Here is a 21,995-nt window from a genome sequence, read left to right on the forward strand (position 1 = left end):
GAGGAGGCGGTGGGCGATGAGGTCACGCGGTTCGAGTTCCCGTCGTCATGAATTGTGCAGCCTGGCGGAATCGCAGGGCCGCGAGCGACCAAGTTACTCAAGATCAAGTTTCGAGAAACCCAGCAGCAAATATCACAAGAGGTAGGATTCCGGTCATGTGGGGCTCGTTGGTAGTACTGGCACTTTTGACAACGATCAATCCTGTGCGTCTCGGAATCATCCTGTTGGTACTCTCGCGGCCGCGGCCCGTGCAGAACCTGCTCGCCTACTGGGCAGGCGCAGTGCTGATCGGGATCGCCAGCCTTGTCATTCCACTGGTCGTGCTCCACTCCACACCGGCCTCGTCCGCTTTCGCGAAGAAGTTTGCGCACCCGACGACAGACCCGCTCACACAGCGCATCACAATCAGCATCGGCATAGTGCTCCTGGCGGTCGCCGTATTCCTGTTGGCCCGCAACGTGCTACGGAAACCTGTCCCCGCCGGCAGCCATCGGAGGTCGGCGGGCGACGGCGGCGTCGCCACCTCGACACTCGTGGATGATTCCGGCGCACCTCCGGCGATCACCAGGCTGTTGTACTCCAACTCCGACGATGCCGACGCCGATCCCAAATCCCGGGGATTGGTCGGGCGCGTCCGCGAGGCGTGGCAGAACGGGTCCCCGTGGATCCCCTTCGTCATCGGTGTCATTGTGGTCCCGCCACTCGACGGGGTTCTTTTCGCCCTGGCCATCGTCGTCGCCTCGGGTGCCTCGTTCGAGATCCAGTTGGTCGCACTGATCGCGTTCGTCTTCGGCGTACTTCTCGTGGAAGAGTTCATTCTCGTCAGCAATGCCGTTGCACCGGTGAAAACCCAAGCCGCGCTGCGCAAGTTGCATGAATGGGCCACCGCACATCGTCAGACTTTCGCGGCAGCCATCTGTGTGGTGGTCGGGGCGTCCCTGGTGCTCCGAGGCATGGGCGGTCTCTGAGATGCCGATCGATCAGGGCGGAGGGCTGGAGGTGCCATGAAATCTCTGATGAAAACGCTGGCCAGCGGCACGCTTGGCATCTTGATCGTTGCACTACTGGTGTTCCTGCCGGCCGGCACAGTCCAGTACTGGCAAGGGTGGGTATTTCTCGCGGTGATTGTCATCTCTGGATGGGTTGCCGGCGGCTACTTCCTGCGCACGAATCCCGCTGTCCTCGAGCGCCGGATGCCGGCCACAGAGACCCGAAAGCCACAAAAGGTCCTTGCGACCACCTTGTTGCTGCTGTGGGCGGCGATGATTGTGGTCAGCGCATTGGACCATCGCTTCGGCTGGTCCGCGGTTCCGACATCGATCTCTCTGCTCGGCAACGTTCTGGTCGCGGTCGGAGTTGGCGGCCTGACGCTGGTCCTCGCGCAGAACAGCCATGCGGCCGTGACAATCCGTGTCGAGGACGGCCAGGAACTTGTGTCCACCGGCTTGTACCGGCTGGTTCGGCATCCCATGTACACCAGCGACATATTTCTATTGGCCGGGATCCCTCTTGCGCTCGGTTCCTACTGGGGGCTTCTCTTCGCCGTCCCATGCCTTTTGGTGCTTGTCTTCCGCATCTACGACGAAGAACGGCTACTTCGCGAAGAACTGGACGGATATCGCGAGTACACACAAAAGGTTCGCTACCGCATGCTTCCGCTCATTTGGTGACGGACGGGCTAGGGTTCCGGTAATGCATCGTTACAAGTCGATGCTCTGGCACTTTCCAGTAGTGATTTGAGCTGTTGTGCGTACGCGCCCAGCGATTCCGGGATGAACATTTCGAAGTGGGTGCAGTCGACCGGCACTACCTCGATCTCACCGGAAACGTACGGTCGCCAACTCTGCAGAAGGGACCGGGCAGCCCCTCGGTTCCGCAGACTCGCCCACCGCGACACGATCCCAGAACCGATCGCAGCATTTCGACGTCGCGCAGCCGAAAACATCACCACGTCGCCGTCGAACACATCCGGCTCATGGTCGAGCAACAACAACTGACCCGAGCTCACACTGCGCGCCATGAATTCGACCAACTGCCGCGACGGAGGACTGGAACCCTGTTGCGCAAGGATGTCAGCCATTCGCGAATAGCTCAGCGGTCCCCAATGCACTGGGACCCGAGCATTGTTGGTCCGCAGGATGTAATCCAGAACCCATCCTTCGGCCACCGCTCGAGTGCTCGCGATCTTCCTGGTGATGCTCTTCCAGAATCTGTTCGGGTTCAACAGGCCGTCGAGCAACACCAACCGCTCAACCTCACACCCGCGCCGCTGAAGCTCCACAGCCAATGCATGAGCGACCACACCACCGAATGACCAGCCCAGAATCCGATACGGCCCAACCGGATACAGCTCCTGCAGCCGATCTGCGTAGTTCGCCGCCATAGCCTGGATGGACAGCGCTTCGGCCTCGCCATCGGGTGAAGCTCGGTTGATACCGACGATCGGGCCATCGACATACTGGCCCAATGCCCGATACGACCAACTCAACCCGAAACCGTCATGGACACAACACAACGGAACACCTTCACCCGCCTTCAGAATCTCGACCGGGACCACTTCTTGCGAACTCTCATCCCGACCGACCTGCGCAGCCAAACTGCGCACCGTCGGCGCATCGAACATCACCCGCACCGCCAACTCGGCACCCAAACGGGCATTGGCAGCGGCGATCACCCGCATCGCAGACAGGGAATCACCACCCAGATCGAAGAACGACTCATCGACCCCTACCCGCTCCACACCCAAAACCTCGGCATAGACCCCCGCCAGAATCTCCTCAGTAGGCGTCGCCGGAGCACGATACTGCCGAGCATCGACATACCCCGGCACCGGCAGAGCCCGACGATCCAACTTCCCATTCACCGTCAACGGCAAGGTGTCCAACACCATCACAGCTGCCGGAACCATATACGCCGGCAATCGCTGCGTCAGCTGCGCCCGCAGCGCCGCCGGATCCACTGTCCCGCTGATTGACTCGGTGACATAACCCACGAGGCGTTTGTCGCCCGGCCGGTCCTCACGAGCGATCACCGCCGCCTGATCCACACCCTCCAGATCGGCCAGGACCGTTTGGATCTCACCCAACTCGATGCGATACCCACGAATCTTCACCTGCTCGTCAGCCCGACCCAAATAGTGCAACTGCCCGTCAACACCCCAACGCACCAGATCCCCAGTCCGATACATCCGCTGCCCCGCAGCGAAAGGACACGCCACAAACCGCGACCCGGTCAACCCACCCCGACCCAAATACCCACTCGCCACACCAGAACCAGCCACATACAACTCACCAACCACCCCCGGCACCACCGGACGCAACCACCGATCCAAGACAAACAACGCCGCGCCCGGCACCGGCCTACCGATCGGCACCGCCTTCGACCCCGCCACCAGCGGCGCACTGAACGACGTGTACCACGTCTCCGTCGGCCCATAACCATTGACCATCAACCGGCCCCGTGCCCACCGATCCACCAACTCCGCAGGACACGCCTCACCAGCCACCACCAACGCCGTCGACTCCAAACCATCCGACGACAACGCCGCCGCAGCAGACGGCGTCTGGTTCAACACCGTCACATGCTCGGCAACCAGCAAGTCGTGCAACTCATCCGGCGAAGCCACCACCGCCTCGGGCACCACCACCAGACGTCCACCATGCAGCAGAGCGCCCCAGATCTCCCACACCGACACATCAAACGCATACGAATGCCACTGCGACCACACCCCCACAGACGGCAAACCCACATCCAACGACGTCACCAAGCCGGTGACGTTGCCATGCGGAACCGCCACCCCCTTCGGAACACCCGTCGTACCCGACGTGTAGATCACGTACGCAACATCATCCGCAGCCGGCACCGGCAAAGCACTGCTCGGCTGATCATCGATCCGCCGATCCCTCACATCGATGACTTCAACCCCGCAGGCACGCAGACGCTCACTCAGAGCACCGCCGCTCAGCGCGGCGACTGGCTTGGCGTCGCCGATCATGAACTCGATCCGCGTATCGGGCACCACCGGATCCATCGGCAGATAGGCCGCCCCGGTCTTGAGCACGGCCAGGATCGACACAACCGCATCAGCCGACCGCCCCGTCAACAAACCCACAGACGTCCCCGGACCCGCGCCCACACCAACCAACAAACGCGCCAACCGATTCGACGCCTCGTCCAGCTCCCGATAACACAACGAACAACCACCAAAAGTCAGCGCCGCAGCATCCGGGCTACCAGCCACCTGTCGCGCAAACACCTCCGGAATCGAGCCCCTACCACTCACAGGCGCCAACAACGCCCCACGGTTGCCGACCACATCCAAACGAGCATGCTCGACAACGTCCAACACATCGATCGACGACACCCGCCGAGCCGAATCCACCGTCATCGCCACCAACACCCGCTGCAACCGCGCAATCAGCCCCTCGATAGTCGCCGCATCGAACACATCGGTACGAAACTCCACCGAACCACCGATACCCGCAGGCTCACCGGCCTCGGTCCAACGATCCTCCAGAGCGAACGTCAAGTCCATTCGGGCGGTGCGGGTTTCCGCCGCCAGCGGGTTGACTCGAACATCGCCCATCGTCGTTTCCACAGCGGAATCACCACTGTTCTGCGTCCAGGGCAAGTTCTGCCACGTCAGCAGCACCTGCACCAGCGGATGATGGGTCAGGCTCCGCGTCGGATTGAGCCTCTCGACCAGTACCTCGAACGGCACGTCCTGATGCTCAAACGCCCCCAGGCTGCGCTGACGCACCTGCTCCAACAACTCGGCGACCGTGGGGTCTCCGGAAAGATCCGTCCGCAACACCACTGTGTTGACGAAGAACCCCACCAGATCGTCTAGTGCGGGATCATTACGCCCGGCGATCGCAAAGCCCACTGCCACATCAGAACTGGCACTCAACTGCAACAACATCACCGCCAGTGCCGCCTGCATCACCATGAAGCCGGTCGCGTTGTGCTCACGCGCCACCCGGGCGATCTCCTGCTGCAGTTCCGGCGGCCAATCCACCGCCACGCTTGCCCCTTGGTAGTTGGCCACCGGCGGATACGGCCGATCTGTGGGCAGCTCCAAACGCTCGGGTAAACCGGCCAACTCTTGTTCCCAGTAGGCCACCTGTTCGGCGATCACACTGTCGGCGTCAGACTCATCCCCCAGCCAGTCCCGTTGCCACAAAGCATAATCGGCGTACTGCACCGGTAGCGGCGACCATTCCGGAGCCCGTCCGACACACCGGGCGGTATAGGCCACCCCCAGGTCAGCCACCAATGGAGCGATCGACCAACCGTCTGCCGCAATATGGTGCACCACCACCACCAACACGTGCTCACCGTCAGCGACACGGAAAAGAGTTGCACGCAATGGAATCTCAGAAGCCAGATCGAAGCAATGCCGCACCGCGTCGCCGACGGCTTCCTCCAGTTGCTCACCCGCCCAACCAGTGGCATCGATGACCTGCCACCCGAAATCAGCCTGCTCAGGCTCCAGTATCACCTGCCGGGGCGCCCCCTCTGATACTGCGAGCAACGTGCGCAGGCTCTCATGACGGCCCACCACATCCGCCAGCGCCGAACCCATCGCCGCAACATCCAACGGGCCGCTGATCCGATACGCCGTCGGCATGTTGTAGATCGGTGACGGGCCCTGCAACTGCTCCAAGAACCACAATCGTTGTTGGGCGTACGACAACGGCAACACCGGGGGCCGCTGTTGGACCGTCAACGACACACCTGGCCGTTCCCCGGCATGCAGGCAGATCCAGTCGGCCAATCCGGCCACGGTCGATACGTCGAACAACACCCGGATCGGTATCGCGACGCCGAGTTCGGTCCGGATACGGGCGAGCAACCGTGTCGCCGACAGTGAATGCCCACCCAAATCAAAGAAGGAGTCATCAATACCGACCCGGGTGCCTCCGAGTATGTCGCTGAACAGTGCTGCCAGCGCCCGTTCACGTTGAGTCTGCGGCGCCCGGTATGCCACCCCGCTGTGGAACTCCGGTGCAGGCAAAGCCCGCTTGTCCAACTTGCCGTTGACGGTCAGCGGGAGTGCATCCAGCACAGTGATCGACGCGGGCACCATGTACTCGGGCAGTCTTTCGGTCAGATAGGCGCGCAGTTCAGTCACGCGTTCGATTGCCGCCGGATCGTTGACGTACCCGGCAAGGGAGCCGACCTGGGTGGCCGGCAGGTAGAGATCCGACAGCGCCGGCGGTGCATCGGTGGCGCGCGTGAAGACGATGTCCACCAGACCGACAGTGGGCGACCAGGTCACGGACGTGAGGTATCCCAGTTCGTCCCCTAAAAGATGACACTGGTAAGGCAGCACCGCGTCCGTCGGGCATTCTTCACCGCGCAGTTCACCGACTGGCAGCCCGTCCCTGGCCTGGTCCAGCGCTTGAGCCAGCCGCACGTCCGCCGACATACCGGCGTGCGGCACCCCGGTTACCCGCAGCTCCGGTAGCTGCTGGGATCGCAGATACGAGCCCAATCTGGCCAGGCTTCCGAACCGCTGCCATGACTCCGTAGGCAACTGCGCCGCCGAACGTACCGACACCGGGGCCTTTCGCAGGATCACGTCATAGCGGTAGGTGCTCAGTTCGTTCACCGCGCGCATCCGTTTGAGCTCTATTTGGACCGCACCGATCTCGCCGAGCTGCTGCGGCAACTCGGTGAAGAACTCCGGCGTCAGCAGGAGTTCTTGCTCGGCAACCATTTCCCGGCGCACCCGCTCGCGAACCAGCCCCGCCGTGTCCCCACCAACGGACGGATCGGCACACACGATCCCAGTGGTGAAAGCCCGCAGTAGCGATAGGTTGCGCACGTCGCCGAGGAACACCGCCCCGCCCGGCGCCAACAGCTTCGTCACCGCTGCCAGCACATCCATCAGATAGCCCGCACTGGGAAAGTACTGGATCACCGAGTTGAGTACCACGACATCGAAATGCCCTTCCGGCAGCCCATCTGGAACATCCGCCGGCTGAACCCGAAGCTGAACTCGATCTCGCCACGACTGCGATGCCACGGCCGCCTGCAGCTTCTGAATCGTCGGCGCCGATAAGTCGGTGCCCCAATACTCCATGCATTCAGGGGCGATCTGCGACAGCAGAAGCCCTGATCCCACGCCGATTTCGAGGACCCGTTGTGGGCGAAGGGCCATGATCCGATCTACCGTGGCCGACCGCCATTCCTGCATCTGATCCAGCGGGATAGGCTCACCCGTGTAGCTGCTGATCCACCCGCCGAAATCCTCTCCCAGCTCCACCGGTTCATCGGCCTCGGGTGCCGGCTCCGAATAGACGCCGCCCCACACACCCCGCCACTGCTCGACGAGTCGCGCCTCGCGGTCGGGCTCCCGGACGAGCATCATCTCGGGATCCAGCACAACGTAGCCACCCAACAGCTTGTCGCTGCTGTGTTCTGTCTGACCCGCGATCGACGCGGGGGGCTGAGCAACGACCACCGCCTGCGCTACCCGCGGATGGCCCGCCAGTACCGCCTGGATCTCACCGAGTTCGATGCGGTACCCGCGGATCTTGACCTGCTCATCAGCACGTCCTTCGTACAGCAGTTGACCGTCCGCACCCCAGCGCACCAGATCGCCGGTGCGGTACATCCGGTTTCCTACCCCGCCGAACGGGCAAGCCATGAACCGTGACGCGGTCAAACCCGGCCGCCGCCAATACCCAACTCCCACACCGCGGCCCGCCACGTACAGTTCACCGATCACACCCGTCGGCACTGGCCGCAGCCATCGATCCAGCACGAACAACGCGGTGCCCGGCATCGGATAGCCAATCGGAACGACTCCCGACCCGCCGTCACCCGCTGCCTTCAACGGCTCACTGATCGCCACCCACATCGTGGTTTCGGTCGGACCGTATTGATTGATCATCGCTCGGCCCGGCGCCCAACGTTCCACTACTTCAGCCGGACAAGCCTCGCCTCCCACCAGCAAGGCCACCGAATCCAAACCCTCGGGGGACACCGCTCCCACCGCAGACGGGGTCTGGCCCAGTACGTCGACTTTCTCGTCGACCAGTAGGGCGTGGAACTCCGTCGGGGACAGCGCCACCGACTCGGGCACCACGACGAGCCGACCGCCATGCAGGAGGACCATGAAGATCTCCCAGCCCGAGATGTCGAAGCTGTAGGAGTGCCACTGCGTCCAGGCCGTCCCCGGTGCGGTCAGGCTCGGGTCCAGGGAATCGAGCAACTGGGTTACGTTGTGATGTGCGATAGCAACGCCTTTCGGCGTCCCTGTTGTCCCCGATGTGTAGATGATGTAGGCGACGTCGTCGGCACTGGGCGCGGGCAACTCAGCGCACTCGAAAGACTCGACGGCTGGATCGTCGACGTCGATGACCAACAGCTCGTGGCCGTCCAACCGATCAGCCAGCGCGGCCGTGGTGACAGCGGCGATCGGAGTGGCGTCGTCGAGCATGAATTCGATCCGTGAATCGGGATGGACCGGGTCGATCGGCAGATACGCTGCGCCGGTCTTCAGCACGGCCATGATCGACACGATCGCCTCGGCGCAGCGGTTGAAGAGCAGGGCCACACATTTTCCCGGGCCTGCACCGTGACTGATCAGCAAGCGCGCCAACCGATTCGACGCCTCGTCCAACTCCTGATAGGACATCGAGCGACCGTCGAAGCGTACCGCCACCGCGTCGGGGTCGCGTACGACCTGTTCAGCGAAGATCACCGGGATCGACACCGGTGTCACCGCCTGAGACAGCACCTTCCGGTTGCCGATCTCATCCAGTTCGATGCGCTCGGCGGCATCCAACACATCCAGGGACGACAACAAGCCGCCCGGGGCGGCGACCATCGCCTGCAACACCCGCTCGAATCGCTGGATCAGCGCCTCGATGGTGGCAGTGTCGTACACATCGGTGCGGAACTCCACCGACCCGTAGATCCCGTCCGGCTCACCGTCTTCGGTCCAACGTTCCCGCAGGAAGAACGCCAGATCCATCCGAGCGGTGTGGGTCTCGGCAGACAACGGCGTGGCCCGCAGATCGCCCATGGCGGCCTCGGTCGCGGGGGCATCGCCGTTCTGCCCGGCAAAGTTCTGCCAGGCGAACATCACCTGGATCAGCGGGTGATGGGTGAGGCTGCGAGTCGGGTTGAGCCGATCCACCAATACCTCGAACGGAACATCCTGGTGCTCAAAGGCACTGAGGCTGCGCTGGCGCACCTGCTCCAACAACTCGGCGACGGTCGGATCGCCGGCCAGGTCGACCCGCAGCACCAAGGTGTTGACGAAGAACCCGACCAAATCTTCCAGTGCCGGATCGTTGCGTCCGGCAATCGGAAACCCCACCGCCACATCGGGACTGGCGCTCAGATTCGACAACAGGACCGACAGTCCGGCCTGCATCACCATGAAACTGGTTGCATTGTGCTCGCGAGCCACCCGTGTAACCAGTTGCTGCAGATGTGCCGGCCAGTCCACCGCCACACTGGCGCCACGGTAATCGGCCACCGCCGGATACGGCCGGTCGGTGGGCAACGCCAACCTCTCCGGCATGCCCGCCAACGCGTTCTCCCAGTACGCCACCTGCGAAGATATCCGACTGTCCGCATCGGCAAGATCACCCAGATACTCACGTTGCCACAGCGTGTAATCCACATATTGCACCGGCAGCGGCGCCCAATCCGGCGCCCGTCCCGTGCACCGGCTCGCGTACGCGACTCCCAGGTCACGCACCAGCGGGCCGACCGACGAGCCGTCTCCGGCGATATGGTGCACCACCGCCACGAACACATGGTCGTCCTCCGCAACGCGGAAAAGCCATGCACGCACCGGTATTTCGGTTTCGAGGTCGAAGTTGTAACACACGGCCGCGCCGATCGCTTCCATCAGCCGATCAGGTGACCAGCCACTGGCATCAACGACCTGCCACCCGAAATCGGCTTGATCGGCGGAGACGACAACCTGCCGGGGCAGCCCGTCACGCGCGGCAAACACCGTGCGCAGCGACTCATGGCGGCCGACCACATCGGCCAGCGCCGCGCCCAACGCCTCTACATCCAGGCTTCCGCCGATCCGGAACGCGGTCGGCATGTTGTAGGTCGCAGCCTCGCCCTCGAACTGGCTCAAGAACCACAACCGTTGCTGCGCATATGACAACGGCAACACATCGGGCCGCTCGACTCTCGTCAATGGCGGCAATCCGGCTGTGCCGTCACCGATACGCCCCGCCAGCTGGGCTACCGTGGATGCTTCGAACACGGTTCGCACTGCGACTCCGACGTCCAGAGCGTTGTTGATCGCGGCGATCACCCTCATCGCCGACAGAGAGTCCCCACCGAGATCGAAGAACGAGTCATCGGCTCCAACCCGTTCCAACCCGAGCACCTGGGCGTAGATGCCGGCCAGTATCTCCTCGGTGGGTGTGGCCGGGGCCCGGTACCGGTCGACGGCCGAGTACTCCGGGGCCGGCAGAGCCCGCCGGTCCAGCTTGCCGTTGACCGTCAACGGCAGCGCATCGATCACCACGATCGCCGCCGGCACCATGTATGCGGGCAACCGCTGAGCCAGCACAGACCGAATCTGGACCGGATCCACTACCCCGGCGTCCAACTCGGTGACATAACCGACCAGGCGCTTGTCGCCGGGCCGATCTTCACGGGCAACCACTACCGCCTGTGCAACCCCGTCGATATCGGCCAGCGCCGACCGGATTTCACCGAGTTCGATGCGATACCCGCGGATCTTGACCTGCTCATCCGCACGCCCCAGATACCGCAACTGCCCGTCAATACCCCACGACACCAAATCGCCGGTTCGATACATACGTATTCCAGGCGCTCCGTCTCCGCCGAACGGGCACGCCACAAACCTGGACGCGGACAGCCCCGCCCGGCGCACATACCCCACCCCGACTCCCCGGCCGGCCACATACAGCTCGCCGACCACGCCCACAGGCACCGGGCGTAGCCACTGGTCCAGGACGAACAATGCCGCCCCGGACACCGGCGCACCGATCGGCACCGCACCTGAACCGGGAACCAACGGGGCGCTGATCGTGGCGTACACCGTCGCCTCGGTCGGACCGTAGGCGTTGATCATCACCCTGTCCTGCGCCCACCGGTCCACCACGTCAGCCGGGCAGGCCTCACCCGCCACCACGAGCGCCGTCGACTCCAAACCCTCAGCCGACAGCATCCCCACTGCCGACGGGGTCTGACTCAACACTGTGACCCGCTCGCTGACGAGAAGGGCATGCAGATCCTGCGGAGAGTGCGCCACCGACTCGGGGACCACTACCAGCCGACCACCATGCAGCAACGCACCGAAGATGTCCCATACCGAGACGTCGAAGACCAAGGAGTGCCACTGCGTCCACACCTGTTCCGATGTCACCAAAGCCGGAGGCATTGTCTCTAGAAGCTGGGTCACGTTGGCGTGGGTGATCGCCACTCCTTTCGGGACACCCGTGGTGCCCGAGGTGTACATGATGTAGGCGATATCGTCCGGCTCCGGCGCCGGCAGGGCGGTGACCGGATACCCGTCGACACGTGGGTCGTTGACATCGATGACGACCAGGCCCGCCCCTTCGAGCCGATGCGTCAATCCGGCTGTCGTCACAGCGGCCACCGGCGTGGCATCGGAGATCATGAACCGCGCCCGCGCATCCGGAACTGCCGGTTCGATCGGCAGATAGGCCGCCCCGGTCTTGAGCACGGCCAGGATCGACACCACCGCTTCGGCGCATCGGTTGAAGAACAGCACCACGCACTGCCCCGGACCCGCGCCGTGGGAAACCAGGAAGTGCGACAACCGATTCGAGGCTTCATCCAGCTCGCGATAGGTCATCGCACGACCGTCACAGGTCAATGCGACCGCATTTGGCACCCGAGCCACCTGCTCGGCGAACGACACCGGAATCGACATCGCAGCCACAGGCTCGGTCAACACCGCCCGGTTGCCAAGTAAGTCCAGACGGACTTGGTCGGGGTCATCGAGCAGATCCACCGACGACAACCGCCGGGTCGAGTCAGAGGTCATCGCCATCAGTACCCGCTGCCACCGCTCGATCAGCGTTTCGATGCTGGCGGCGTCGTACACGTCGGTGCGGAACTCCACCGATCCGCCGATTCCATCGGGCTGACCGTCTTCGGTGAAATGTTCTGACAGAGTGAACGTCAAATCCATTCGGGCGGTGTGGGTTTCCGCGGAAAGCGGGCTGGCCTGCACGTCACCAAACGCTGCCCCCGGGGCAGAGCCACCGACAAAGTTCTGCCAGGACAACAACACCTGAACCAGGGGATGATGTGTCAGGGTTCGCACGGGGTTGAGCCGTTCGACCAGCACTTCGAACGGCACATCCTGATTGTCGTAGGCGGCCAGGCTGCGCTGGCGCACCTGGGCCAACAGGTCAGCGACGGTGAGTTCGCCGCTCGCATCGACCCGAAGCACCAAGGTATTGACGAAGCAGCCCACCAACGCATCCAGGGCTGGATCACTACGACCGGCGGTGGCGATCCCCATCGCCACATCGGTACTGGCACTGGTCTTGGCCAACAGCACCGCCAGTGCAGCTTGGATCACCATGAAACTGGTCGCGTTGTGCTCACGTGCCAGCTGGGCGACCCGCTGCTGAAGTTCTGCGGGCCAATCCACCGCCACGCTTGCTCCACGATAGTCGGCGACGCGCGGATACGGCCGGTCCGTGGGCAAGTCCAACCGCTCGGGCAGGCCCGCCAACGCATTTCGCCAGTACGCCACCTGCCCGCCAATGCGACTGTCAGGGTCGGCCAGATCACCCAGATGCTCACGTTGCCACAACGTGTAATCCACGTACTGAACCGGTAACGGCGCCCACTGCGGCGCTCCGCCCGAAGACCTGCTCGTATAGGCCGCGCCGAGATCTGCCAACAATGGCGCTACCGACGAACCGTCCCCAGCGATATGGTGCAGGACCCCGACCAGCACGTACTCGTCCTGATCCAAGCGGAAAAGTGTTGCGCTCAGCGGGCTCTCGACCGACAAATCGAATCTGTGGCCGGCCGCCCCCTCGACGGCCTCTCGCAGGTCCTCTGCTGACCAGCCGCCGGCATCAATGACCTGCCATCGGAAATCGACTTGCCCGGAAGGCACAACCAGCTGCTCCGGGACACCACCAACCGCACGAAACACCGTGCGCAACGATTCATGCCGGTCCACCACGTCCGCCAACGCCTGACCCAGTGCGCCGACATCCAAGCGTCCACTGAGCCGCAGCGCCATCGCCATGTTGTAGGTCGGCGACGGCCCCTCCAACTGATCGAGGAACCACAACCGCTGCTGGGCATACGACAACGGGATCACCGGCGGCCGCTGCCGAGCCTCCAACCGCGCCCGCCCACCGGCACCGGCATTGACACCTCTCGCCAGCCCGGCCACCGTCGGTGTCTCGAACACCGAACGAACCGCAAGATCGGCATCCAGGCAGGTGTTGATCGCATTGACCAACCGAGTCGCAGACAGTGAATCTCCGCCCAGATCGAAGAAGGAATCGTCGACCCCGACCCGCTCCAGCCCGAGCACCTGGGCGTAGATCCCAGTGAGGATTTCCTCGGTGGCGGTGCTGGGAGCCCGGTACCGATCACCGGTGTAGTCCGGTGCGGGCAAGGCGCGCTTGTCGAGCTTGCCGTTCACGGTCAGTGGCAACGCATCCAGCACCACCACGGCCGTGGGCACCATGTACGAGGGCAGCCGGTCGGCCAGCGCGGCACGCACCTGCCCAGGATCGGCCGCGCCGGTGATGTAACCGACCAAACGCTTATCGCCGGGCTGGTCCTCACGGGCGATCACCACCGCCTGCTGCACACCCTCCACATCAGCCAACGCCGACTGGATCTCACCCAACTCAATGCGATAGCCACGGATCTTCACCTGATCATCAGCCCGCCCGGCATACCGCAACTGTCCATCAGCGCCCCACGACACCAGGTCCCCGGTCCGGTACATCCGAGCACCAGATCCGCCGAACGGACACGGCACGAACCGCGACCCGGTCAAACCGGCCCGCCCCAGGTAGCCCGCACTCACCCCGCGGCCGGCGACATACAACTCACCCACCACACCGGCAGGCACCGGACGCAACCACCGATCCAAGACAAACAACGCCGCGCCCGGCACCGGCACACCAATCGGCACACTCGACGGACCCGCCTGTTCGGTCTTCTTCAACGGCTTGCTGATCGTGGCGTACACCGTGGTCTCCGTCGGGCCGTAGCCGTTGATCATCACCCGGCCCGGCGCCCACCGATCCACCACATCTGACGGGCAGGCTTCGGCCGCCACCATCAACGCAGCCACAGAACCCAGCGCCGCCGGATCCAAAACCCCTACTGCAGAAGGAGTCTGACTCAACACAGTAACTCCCTCGCCGACCACCAACGCCTGCAGCTCCTGCGGCGAGCGCGTCACCGCCTCGGGCACCACCACCAGACGTCCACCATGCAGCAGAGCGCCCCAGATCTCCCATACCGAATAGTCAAACGCCAACGACGAACATTGGGTCCACACCTGCTGCGGCCCCAACTCGATACCCACATCCAGCGCATCGAAAAGTCGGGTCACGTTCTGATGGGTAACCGCAACGCCTTTCGGCACCCCAGTGGTCCCCGACGTATAGATGATGTGCGCGATATCATCCGGCGCCGGCGCCGGCAGCGCAGTACTAGACTGAGCATCAACTCGGGGATCCTCGAGATCGATCACCGGCACACCACATCCGTCGAGCCGCTCGGCCAGCTCAGCCGTGGTCAACACCGCGACCGGCCCCGCATCAGCGATCATGAACTCGATCCGCGCATCGGGCACCACCGGATCCATCGGCAGATACGCCGCCCCCGACTTCAACACACCCAAAATCGCAACAACCGCATCAGCCGACCGCCCCGTCAACAAACCCACAGACGTCCCCGGCCCCGCGCCCACACCAACCAACAAACGCGCCAACCGATTCGACGCCTCGTCCAGCTCCCGATAACACAACGAACAACCACCAAAACTGACGGCCACCGCATCCGGAACGCGAACCGCCTGCACGGCAAATGCCTCCGGAACCGAAGTCTCGGTCACCGAGGCCGACAACACCGCACTATTGCCCCACTCGAACAACTCAGAGTGATCGTCCTCGTCCCACAAGTCCATCGACGACAGCCGCCGGGACAGATCAGCAGTCATGATGACGCCTCGTCAATCACATCGGTGCGAAATTCCACTGCCTCTCCGATCCCCGCAGGCTGAATGATCCGAACGTTGCGAACGTCGGGTCACCGGGCGATGACGGACGCCGAACCCACGAGGGCCGTGTTCTCCTGAGTCGACGGCCAGGCCACCCGCCGGGGAGCCGACTATTCGGATGGCATGCTTCGGCCACGGGCCTCGTAACTCCTCGTCATCGATCGAGACGAGAAATCGTCCATTGCAGTCGTCAAATGAGTTGACGCGCATCTGGCCCTCCTCCCACCGAGTCGACCAGCGAAAATCGTCCAGCGATCAGGATGCGCGGCGGTTGCCCACCTCGCTTCCGCGCATCCTTGGGCCACTCTAGCTATGAAATGTCTAGTTGCAGAGCGTCAGCATATCCACTTCATGTCGCCAGGGAGAAGGATTGGACAATCCAATGCACCTCCTGTTGCTACAGCCGGTCATCGGCGCCCACAAATGGACGTGCCGCCATCAAATAGCAAACCAATTGAACAGCTCGTCGAGCCGGACTGCCGACTCTCACATTTGCCATACTCGGCGACCGCCGGCAGTGCGAAACCAGTGCTGCCGACCTGGGCCGCACCCCCATCCCGGGATCGTTCACCGCCCGAGCTGCGGTGAGCTCCCGGGCAGCCGAACAACACTGCCGATGCCGGTGAGAAGCCTGGGAGCCAGGCTCCACCACGTCCGCTGAACTCGCAATATCTGTGGTAGATAACGCCATGAGGGATGCGAAGAGCCGCACGCCGGCCTCGCCCCTCCGACCGCCAGGGCTTCGCGGCGCGGTGGATCATGATCACTTCTCGCCCGCCGCCCCGCGCGACACCGATGTAGTTCAATCCAGCGAAGCGGGCCGGGTCAGCGCCGGATTCGACGGCTTGCCTTACGCCCGACAAAAGGCGGCAGCTACGGAGCCCGTCTCGCGTGAGGCAAACTCAGCGGCGCACGAGCGCAACGTCCTCGGCGTCACAATCCATTGCCCCGTCAACAAAGGTTGAGTTAGCCAGATTCACGTCGGGTGCCGGCGTCGGGGAATCTCGGAATGGAATTTGCGCCTGCAAACATCGGCAAACTTTGTGAATATTTACCTCTCAGCAAATCTGGGGCCGCGATCGAATTCGCACGGCGTTCTGAGGGCGGTCATCGTGCCGATGTTTCGCGCATGGTCAGTCGCTGAGCCTGCGGCAGCTCGGTATCGTCCTCGGAGATATCGTTGGTTGATCTGTGGGGATGGAATCGCATGTCTGCACACGTCGAGCAGTTGGAGTTTCAAGCGGAGGCACGCCAACTCCTGGAGTTGCTGGTGCACTCGGTCTACTCCAACAAGGATTCCTTTCTTCGGGAGCTGATCTCGAATGCGTCGGACGCCCTGGACAAGCTCCGCCTCGAAACTCTGCGGAACAAGGACCTGACCGCCGACATCTCCGACCTCCACATCGACATCGAGGTGGGGCGGGATCCACGGACCCTGACCGTGCGTGACAACGGCATCGGGATGACGCACGACGAAGTTGTGGCGCTGATCGGCACGCTCGCGAAGTCCGGAACCGCGGAGCTGCGTCAGCAATTGCAGGAAGCCAAGCAGGCGGCCGCCTCCGAGGAATTGATCGGACAGTTCGGCGTCGGCTTCTACTCGACGTTCATGGTGGCGGACAAGGTTGAACTGCTCACCCGCAAGGCCGGCGAGAGTGGAGCCACCCGATGGGTGTCGAGCGGCGACGGCACCTACACCATCGAGTCCGTCGATGACGCTCCGCAGGGCACATCGGTCACGCTGCACCTGAAACCCGAAGATGTCGAGGATCAACTTCACGACTACACCGCTGAGCACAAGATCAGAGAGCTCGTCAAGAAGTACTCCGACTTCATCGCCTGGCCCGTACGCATGCAGGTCGAACAACGTACGCCGGCCCCTGAGGAAGGCGGTCCGGACACCGTCACGGTCGAAACTCAGACGCTCAACTCGATGAAGGCGTTGTGGGCCAAGCCCAAAGACGAGGTTTCCGAGGAGGAATACCACGAGTTCTACAAGCACATCGCCCACGCCTGGGACGATCCGCTCGCGATCATCTCGATGAGGGGAGAGGGCAGCTTCGAGTACCAGGCCTTGTTGTTCATCCCGTCACACGCCCCATTCGACATGTTCACCAGGGACGCCAGGACCGGGGTCCAGCTCTATATCAAGCGCGTCTTCGTCATCGGAGATTGCGAAGAACTCATGCCCGGTTACCTGCGCTTCGTCAAGGGCGTGGTGGATGCACAGGGCATGTCACTCAACGTCTCCCGCGAGATCCTGCAGCAGGATCGGCAGGTCACGGCAATCCGTCGCCGGCTGACCAAGAAGGTCCTGTCGACAATCACGGATCTGAAGTCCGGCAAGCCCGAGGACTACCGCATCTTCTGGGAGCAATTCGGCGCTGTCCTCAAGGAGGGCCTGATATCCGACCTGGACAATCAGGACACGCTGCTGCGGGTGTCGTCCTTCTTCTCCACCTTCTCCGACGCAGAGGGCGCCGAGAGGCTCACGACGCTGCCCGAGTACGTCGAGCGGATGAAGGATGGTCAGGAACAGATCTTCTACGCCACCGGACCATCTGCCGAGCAACTTCTGAAGTCACCGCACCTGGAGGCATTCAAGGCCAAAGGTTACGAGGTCCTGCTGCTCACGGACCCGGTCGACGAGATCTGGGTGACTTCGGTGCCTGAATTCGACGGCAAGCCGCTGCAGTCGGTGGCCAAAGGTGAGATCGACCTCGACTCCGACGAGGACAAGGCCGCGCATGAGGCCGAGCGAGAGGCGCAGCAGCAAGAGTTCGCCGGCCTTGTGGCCTGGTTGAAGGAGACGCTGACCGAGCGGGTCTCGGAAGTGCGATTGTCCAGTAGGTTGACCGAGTCTCCGGCCTGCCTGATAACCCCCACGTTCGGCATCACGCCGACGCTGGCACGCATCTACCGGGCCTCAGGACAGGTTGTCCCGACCGGAAAACGGATCCTCGAACTCAACCCGAGCCATCCACTGGTCACCGGCTTGCGGGAGGCGTACAAGACGGGCGGAGACGACGCTCATTCGCATCGACTCGCTGAGACCGCCGAATTGCTCTACGGCACAGCCCTTCTTGCCGAGGGCGGGGTGCCCGACGACCCTGCCAAGTTCGCCGGACTGCTCGCCGACCGCTTGGCACGCACGGTGTAAGACGCGTCATTCCAGCCAATTCGGAGTGTGGTTTCGTCGCAATTGCCGAGTGAAACCGCCTTCAGGCTCGTACCGTACAAAAATGAGCAATGTACTGGATGTGCTCGATCAGACCATGTTCGACCTCGGACAGGCGACAGGTTCGGAAACCCTGCTGCAGTGTGTTTGGGTGTATGACCGGCCGATCGACATCGACGGTCTGCGGCAATTCCACGAGCATCTTCAGAGGGGACGGCTATCCCGCTGCATCGGGCGGTCACCATTGTCGTTCGGTCGCCATCGCTGGGTAGCACCCGAGAACCCATCCGACCTCGAGGTCGTCGAGACAGCCAGGCCGCGTGAAGAATTCGACGACTGGCTCGACGAGCAGGTCAACAGCCCACTCGATCTTGAGCACGGACCGGGCTGGCACCTTGCGGTGCTCCCCTTCACCGACGGCGGCACGGGCGTGAGCTTGGTCATCTCGCACTGTCTCACCGACGGTGTCGGGCTGTGGGAGGCCGTGGCCGATGCGGCACTCGGCCGCGACGACGCGATCACCTGGCCGACTACCGCATCACGCGGGCGGTGGCAGGCCATCCGCGAAGATGTCGGCCAAACTGTGAGCGATATCCCGTCCATCGGCCGTGCCGTCGTCGCCTCGATGCGGATGGGGCGTGGCGGTAACAGTTCCGAAGCTGCCGCGCCACCCAGTACCGCATCACCCGCACCAGCTCCTGAAGCCGACGAATCCCACCTTCTCCCAACGGCAACGATCTTCGTCGACGCCGATGAGTGGGACGCCCGCGCAAGTGCACTCGGCGGGACCCGCAACACACTGCTTGTGGGACTGGCAGCTCGCCTCGCCCAGCGCGCGGGGCGGGTTGCGGCCGACGGCTCTGTGGTCGTAACGCTGCCGGTCAACAAGCGCGCCGCAGACGATACCCGCGCCAACGCGCTCGGCGGCGTGCGCGCCACAGTCGACCCGACGTCAGCAACGACAGACCTGACCGGGATTCGAACGGCAGTCAAACAAGCCTTGATTCGCCACTCGGAGGAACCCGACCCCCAGCAGGTAGTGAATGCTCTGGTTCCGCTCTTGTCTCAGCGGCTTCTCAAAGCCGCCCGCGGCGCGACAAGAGGCAACCCGTTCAATCTGGTCGGTGCGTCGAACGTCGGTGTGATCGACGCCGCCGCCAACCGTCCAGACGGCACAAACGCCGACGCCTTCGCGTTGAGGCTTCACCACCTCGGTGTAGCCACGTCGACGCTGCACCGGTACGGCGGAGTCCAGACGATGCTGTCGGGAGCAGTGGACGGACGGATCTTTGTCTCGTTGGTCTCGACTCTGCCGGACCGCCTGAACACGAACGATGAATTGCGACGGGAGCTTTCAACCACCTTGAGTGAGTTCTCGCTCAGCGGCGCGCATCTCTGAACGACCCTGGACCGGCAGGGCCTCGACAAAGGCTCGGAGGCTCAACAGTCACCAGACGAGTGGTACGAGCCGGTAGTGCACCTTCTGCGTGTATTCCCCATACCCGGCGAGTTGCTGCCGAAGCAGCTTCTCTTCGTCCTGGATGCGGAAGGCGTAGATGACCAGGACGGGAATGAGAACAGCCAGCCCCCACCAGGAACCGAGTGCGAGCGGCATTCCCGCCACCATGAGCAGCGCCCCCATGTACATCGGATGCCGGACGAGCCCATAGAGGCCGGTGGAGACCAGCTTCTGCTCCGACTCGACGGTGATGTTGGCCGACGCGTAGCTGTTCTGGACGATCGTGAAGATCGTGATCACGAGACCGATCGCGAACATCACGTTGCCGATCCATGACACGGCGGTGGGCACCGGGGACCAACCGAAGCGATGGTCGAGGCCACAGAACACCGGAAGCCCGACGGACAACACCGCGATGACGACGAGTACCGCCTTCTGCACCGGTCTCGACTCGGCCTTCTGTCCAACGCGCATGCGGCGCTCGACAACTGCCTTGTCCTTCCTCAACAAGTAGACGGTAGACAGAATCGCCATGACCGAGTACACGGCCAGAAAAACCCATGCCTGCCAGTAGTTGAACGTTCCCGCCGGCACGAACAGCAGCGCGCCCAATGCCGCGAGACCGAGAACTGATTGGATAGCCACCCGGAGATTGGTGCCCATGTCATCCTCCTACTTGTGGGATTCGGGGACGCTCAAAGATGCGTGCCGGTCAGCGAAAAATCGTTCAATGCCTGTGAAAGGTCTTGCTTCAACCGCTCATTCGTGTTGACTCGGTCGGGTAGATATGAATGGGCTGAGACAAATACCTGCCCGTTCGCTCGGCCGGAGAGAAATGACTGAGTCCCGCCGAACCGGTGCAGCATCGCCTCTGTCAGCCCTAGGTGCGGGAGGACTTTCACGGCGAAGTAGTCGGCGTCCGTACCATCGGCCCGGCTGGCGGCCGGGTTGACCACACCGAGGTTGGACGAACCGACCTGGTTCACCGAACCGACACGGGAAGTGGCCCCGAGAAACCGCTTGGGTAACAGCGGAATGATGGCATTCACTGCCAGCTCCTCGTCGGGGACTTCCCCGTGACGGATCAGCGCTTGTTTGACCGAGGCGCGGATCTCGCGCAGGTCCGTGGTCGCAAGCGCAGGGTCGACCGATAGGGCCACACTGCTTCTCGCGTTGGCGCGGGTATCTCCGTCGGCGCGCTGATTGACGGGCATCGTGACGATCACCGATCCGTCCGCGCCGACACGTCCTGCGCGATGGGCGAGCCGAGCCGCCAACCCCACGAGAAGAGTGTTGCTGGTCCCGCCCAGCGCCTCTGCGCGAGAATCCCATTCGCCGGCATCGACGAGGACCGTTGCCATCGGGACCCGGATCGATTCGTCGGAAACGGCGGCTTGTGCAGGTGACGCGACAGTCGTCGAAGTGGCCGGGGTTGTCGCCCCCTCCCGGCTGCGCCGGGCGAGCCGAATCGCTGCGACAAAGCCCCGCGCCATCGCGGGGATGTCGCGCACGGTTTGCCAGGTGTCCTGCATGCGGGCTTGCCAACGACCGCGCGATGCGGCAGCAGGCCAGCTGATCGGGTCGTCACGGCCGAGTGCAGCATCAGCCAGTGCCTCGCACAGCCCGACGCCATCGATGAGGCAATGTGACACGACCAAGCTCACACCTGAGCCTCCATCGGTGAATGGGAGCACCGCAAGGTGCCAGCCGGGCCCGTGCTCGCAATCGAGCGGAGTATCGATCTGCTCGTCTAGCCAGTCGTCGAATTCTTCACGGGGTCTGGCTGTCTCGATGATCTCGATCTCGGAGAAATTCTCCGATGCCACCCAGCGGTGCCGGCCGAACGACAGCGGTGACCGCTCGATGCCGCGGGACAGACGCCCCCGCCGAAGATGGTCGTGGAACTGCTGAAGACCTGTGATGTCGACCGGGCGGTCATAAATCCAGACGCTCTGGAGCAGGCTGTTGACTCCTATCGCCAGCCCGAGATCAAACGTACGCTGGTCGAGCACATCGAGGACGTTGCTGATGTTTGGAACTGTATCCGCGTTGCATTCACGCGTCTCGTGTTTGTAAGTGGTCCGCATTTGGCGATCACCGTCCCC

General features: G+C 63.1%; 7 protein-coding genes. 4 read left to right on the forward strand and 3 right to left on the reverse strand.

Annotated features, from left to right (window positions below; translation table 11 throughout):
- Positions 1-155: 155 nt before the first annotated feature.
- Positions 156-968: a GAP family protein gene (locus BN2156_RS29555; RefSeq protein ID WP_264035380.1), complete on the forward strand. Its 813-nt coding sequence runs from the start codon at positions 156-158 to the stop codon at positions 966-968.
- A gap of 36 nt (positions 969-1,004) precedes the next feature.
- Positions 1,005-1,670, forward strand: a complete 666-nt coding sequence (locus tag BN2156_RS29560) for a methyltransferase family protein (protein WP_090518390.1) — start codon at positions 1,005-1,007, stop codon at positions 1,668-1,670.
- Between the two features lie 8 nt (positions 1,671-1,678).
- Here the strand turns inward: BN2156_RS29560 and BN2156_RS29565 are convergent, their stop codons facing one another.
- Positions 1,679-15,103, reverse strand: coding sequence for a non-ribosomal peptide synthetase (locus BN2156_RS29565; protein ID WP_456152360.1), 13,425 nt, complete (start codon positions 15,101-15,103; stop codon positions 1,679-1,681).
- A gap of 1,357 nt (positions 15,104-16,460) precedes the next feature.
- On the opposite strand from BN2156_RS29565, the gene htpG reads away from it, so the two are divergent.
- Positions 16,461-18,413 (forward strand): molecular chaperone HtpG, encoded by a 1,953-nt coding sequence (gene htpG, locus BN2156_RS29570; protein ID WP_090518392.1) that lies wholly within the window; start codon positions 16,461-16,463, stop codon positions 18,411-18,413.
- 82 nt (positions 18,414-18,495) lie between these two features.
- Entirely contained in the window at positions 18,496-19,830 is a 1,335-nt protein-coding gene (locus BN2156_RS29575; protein ID WP_090518393.1) for a WS/DGAT/MGAT family O-acyltransferase, read from the forward strand.
- A gap of 48 nt (positions 19,831-19,878) precedes the next feature.
- Here the strand turns inward: BN2156_RS29575 and BN2156_RS29580 are convergent, their stop codons facing one another.
- Entirely contained in the window at positions 19,879-20,553 is a 675-nt protein-coding gene (locus BN2156_RS29580; RefSeq protein WP_090518394.1) for a methyltransferase family protein, read from the reverse strand.
- A gap of 32 nt (positions 20,554-20,585) precedes the next feature.
- A complete protein-coding gene (locus tag BN2156_RS29585; RefSeq protein WP_090518395.1) occupies positions 20,586-21,977 on the reverse strand; it encodes a WS/DGAT/MGAT family O-acyltransferase in 1,392 nt (463 codons plus the stop codon).
- Positions 21,978-21,995 lie beyond the last annotated feature (18 nt).

The sequence above is a fragment of the Mycolicibacterium neworleansense genome (genome assembly GCF_001245615.1).
Taxonomy (GTDB): domain Bacteria; phylum Actinomycetota; class Actinomycetes; order Mycobacteriales; family Mycobacteriaceae; genus Mycobacterium; species Mycobacterium neworleansense.

Excerpts from the sequence above, each read along its gene's own strand:
- htpG (WP_090518392.1), top strand. The coding sequence starts at position 16,461 with ATGTCTGCACACGTCGAGCAGTTGGAGTTTCAAGCGGAGGCACGCCAA.
- BN2156_RS29585 (WP_090518395.1), bottom strand. The coding sequence starts at position 21,977 with ATGCGGACCACTTACAAACACGAGACGCGTGAATGCAACGCGGATACA.
- BN2156_RS29560 (WP_090518390.1), top strand. The coding sequence starts at position 1,005 with ATGAAATCTCTGATGAAAACGCTGGCCAGCGGCACGCTTGGCATCTTG.
- BN2156_RS29575 (WP_090518393.1), top strand. The coding sequence starts at position 18,496 with ATGAGCAATGTACTGGATGTGCTCGATCAGACCATGTTCGACCTCGGA.
- BN2156_RS29555 (WP_264035380.1), top strand. The coding sequence starts at position 156 with ATGTGGGGCTCGTTGGTAGTACTGGCACTTTTGACAACGATCAATCCT.
- BN2156_RS29580 (WP_090518394.1), bottom strand. The coding sequence starts at position 20,553 with ATGGGCACCAATCTCCGGGTGGCTATCCAATCAGTTCTCGGTCTCGCG.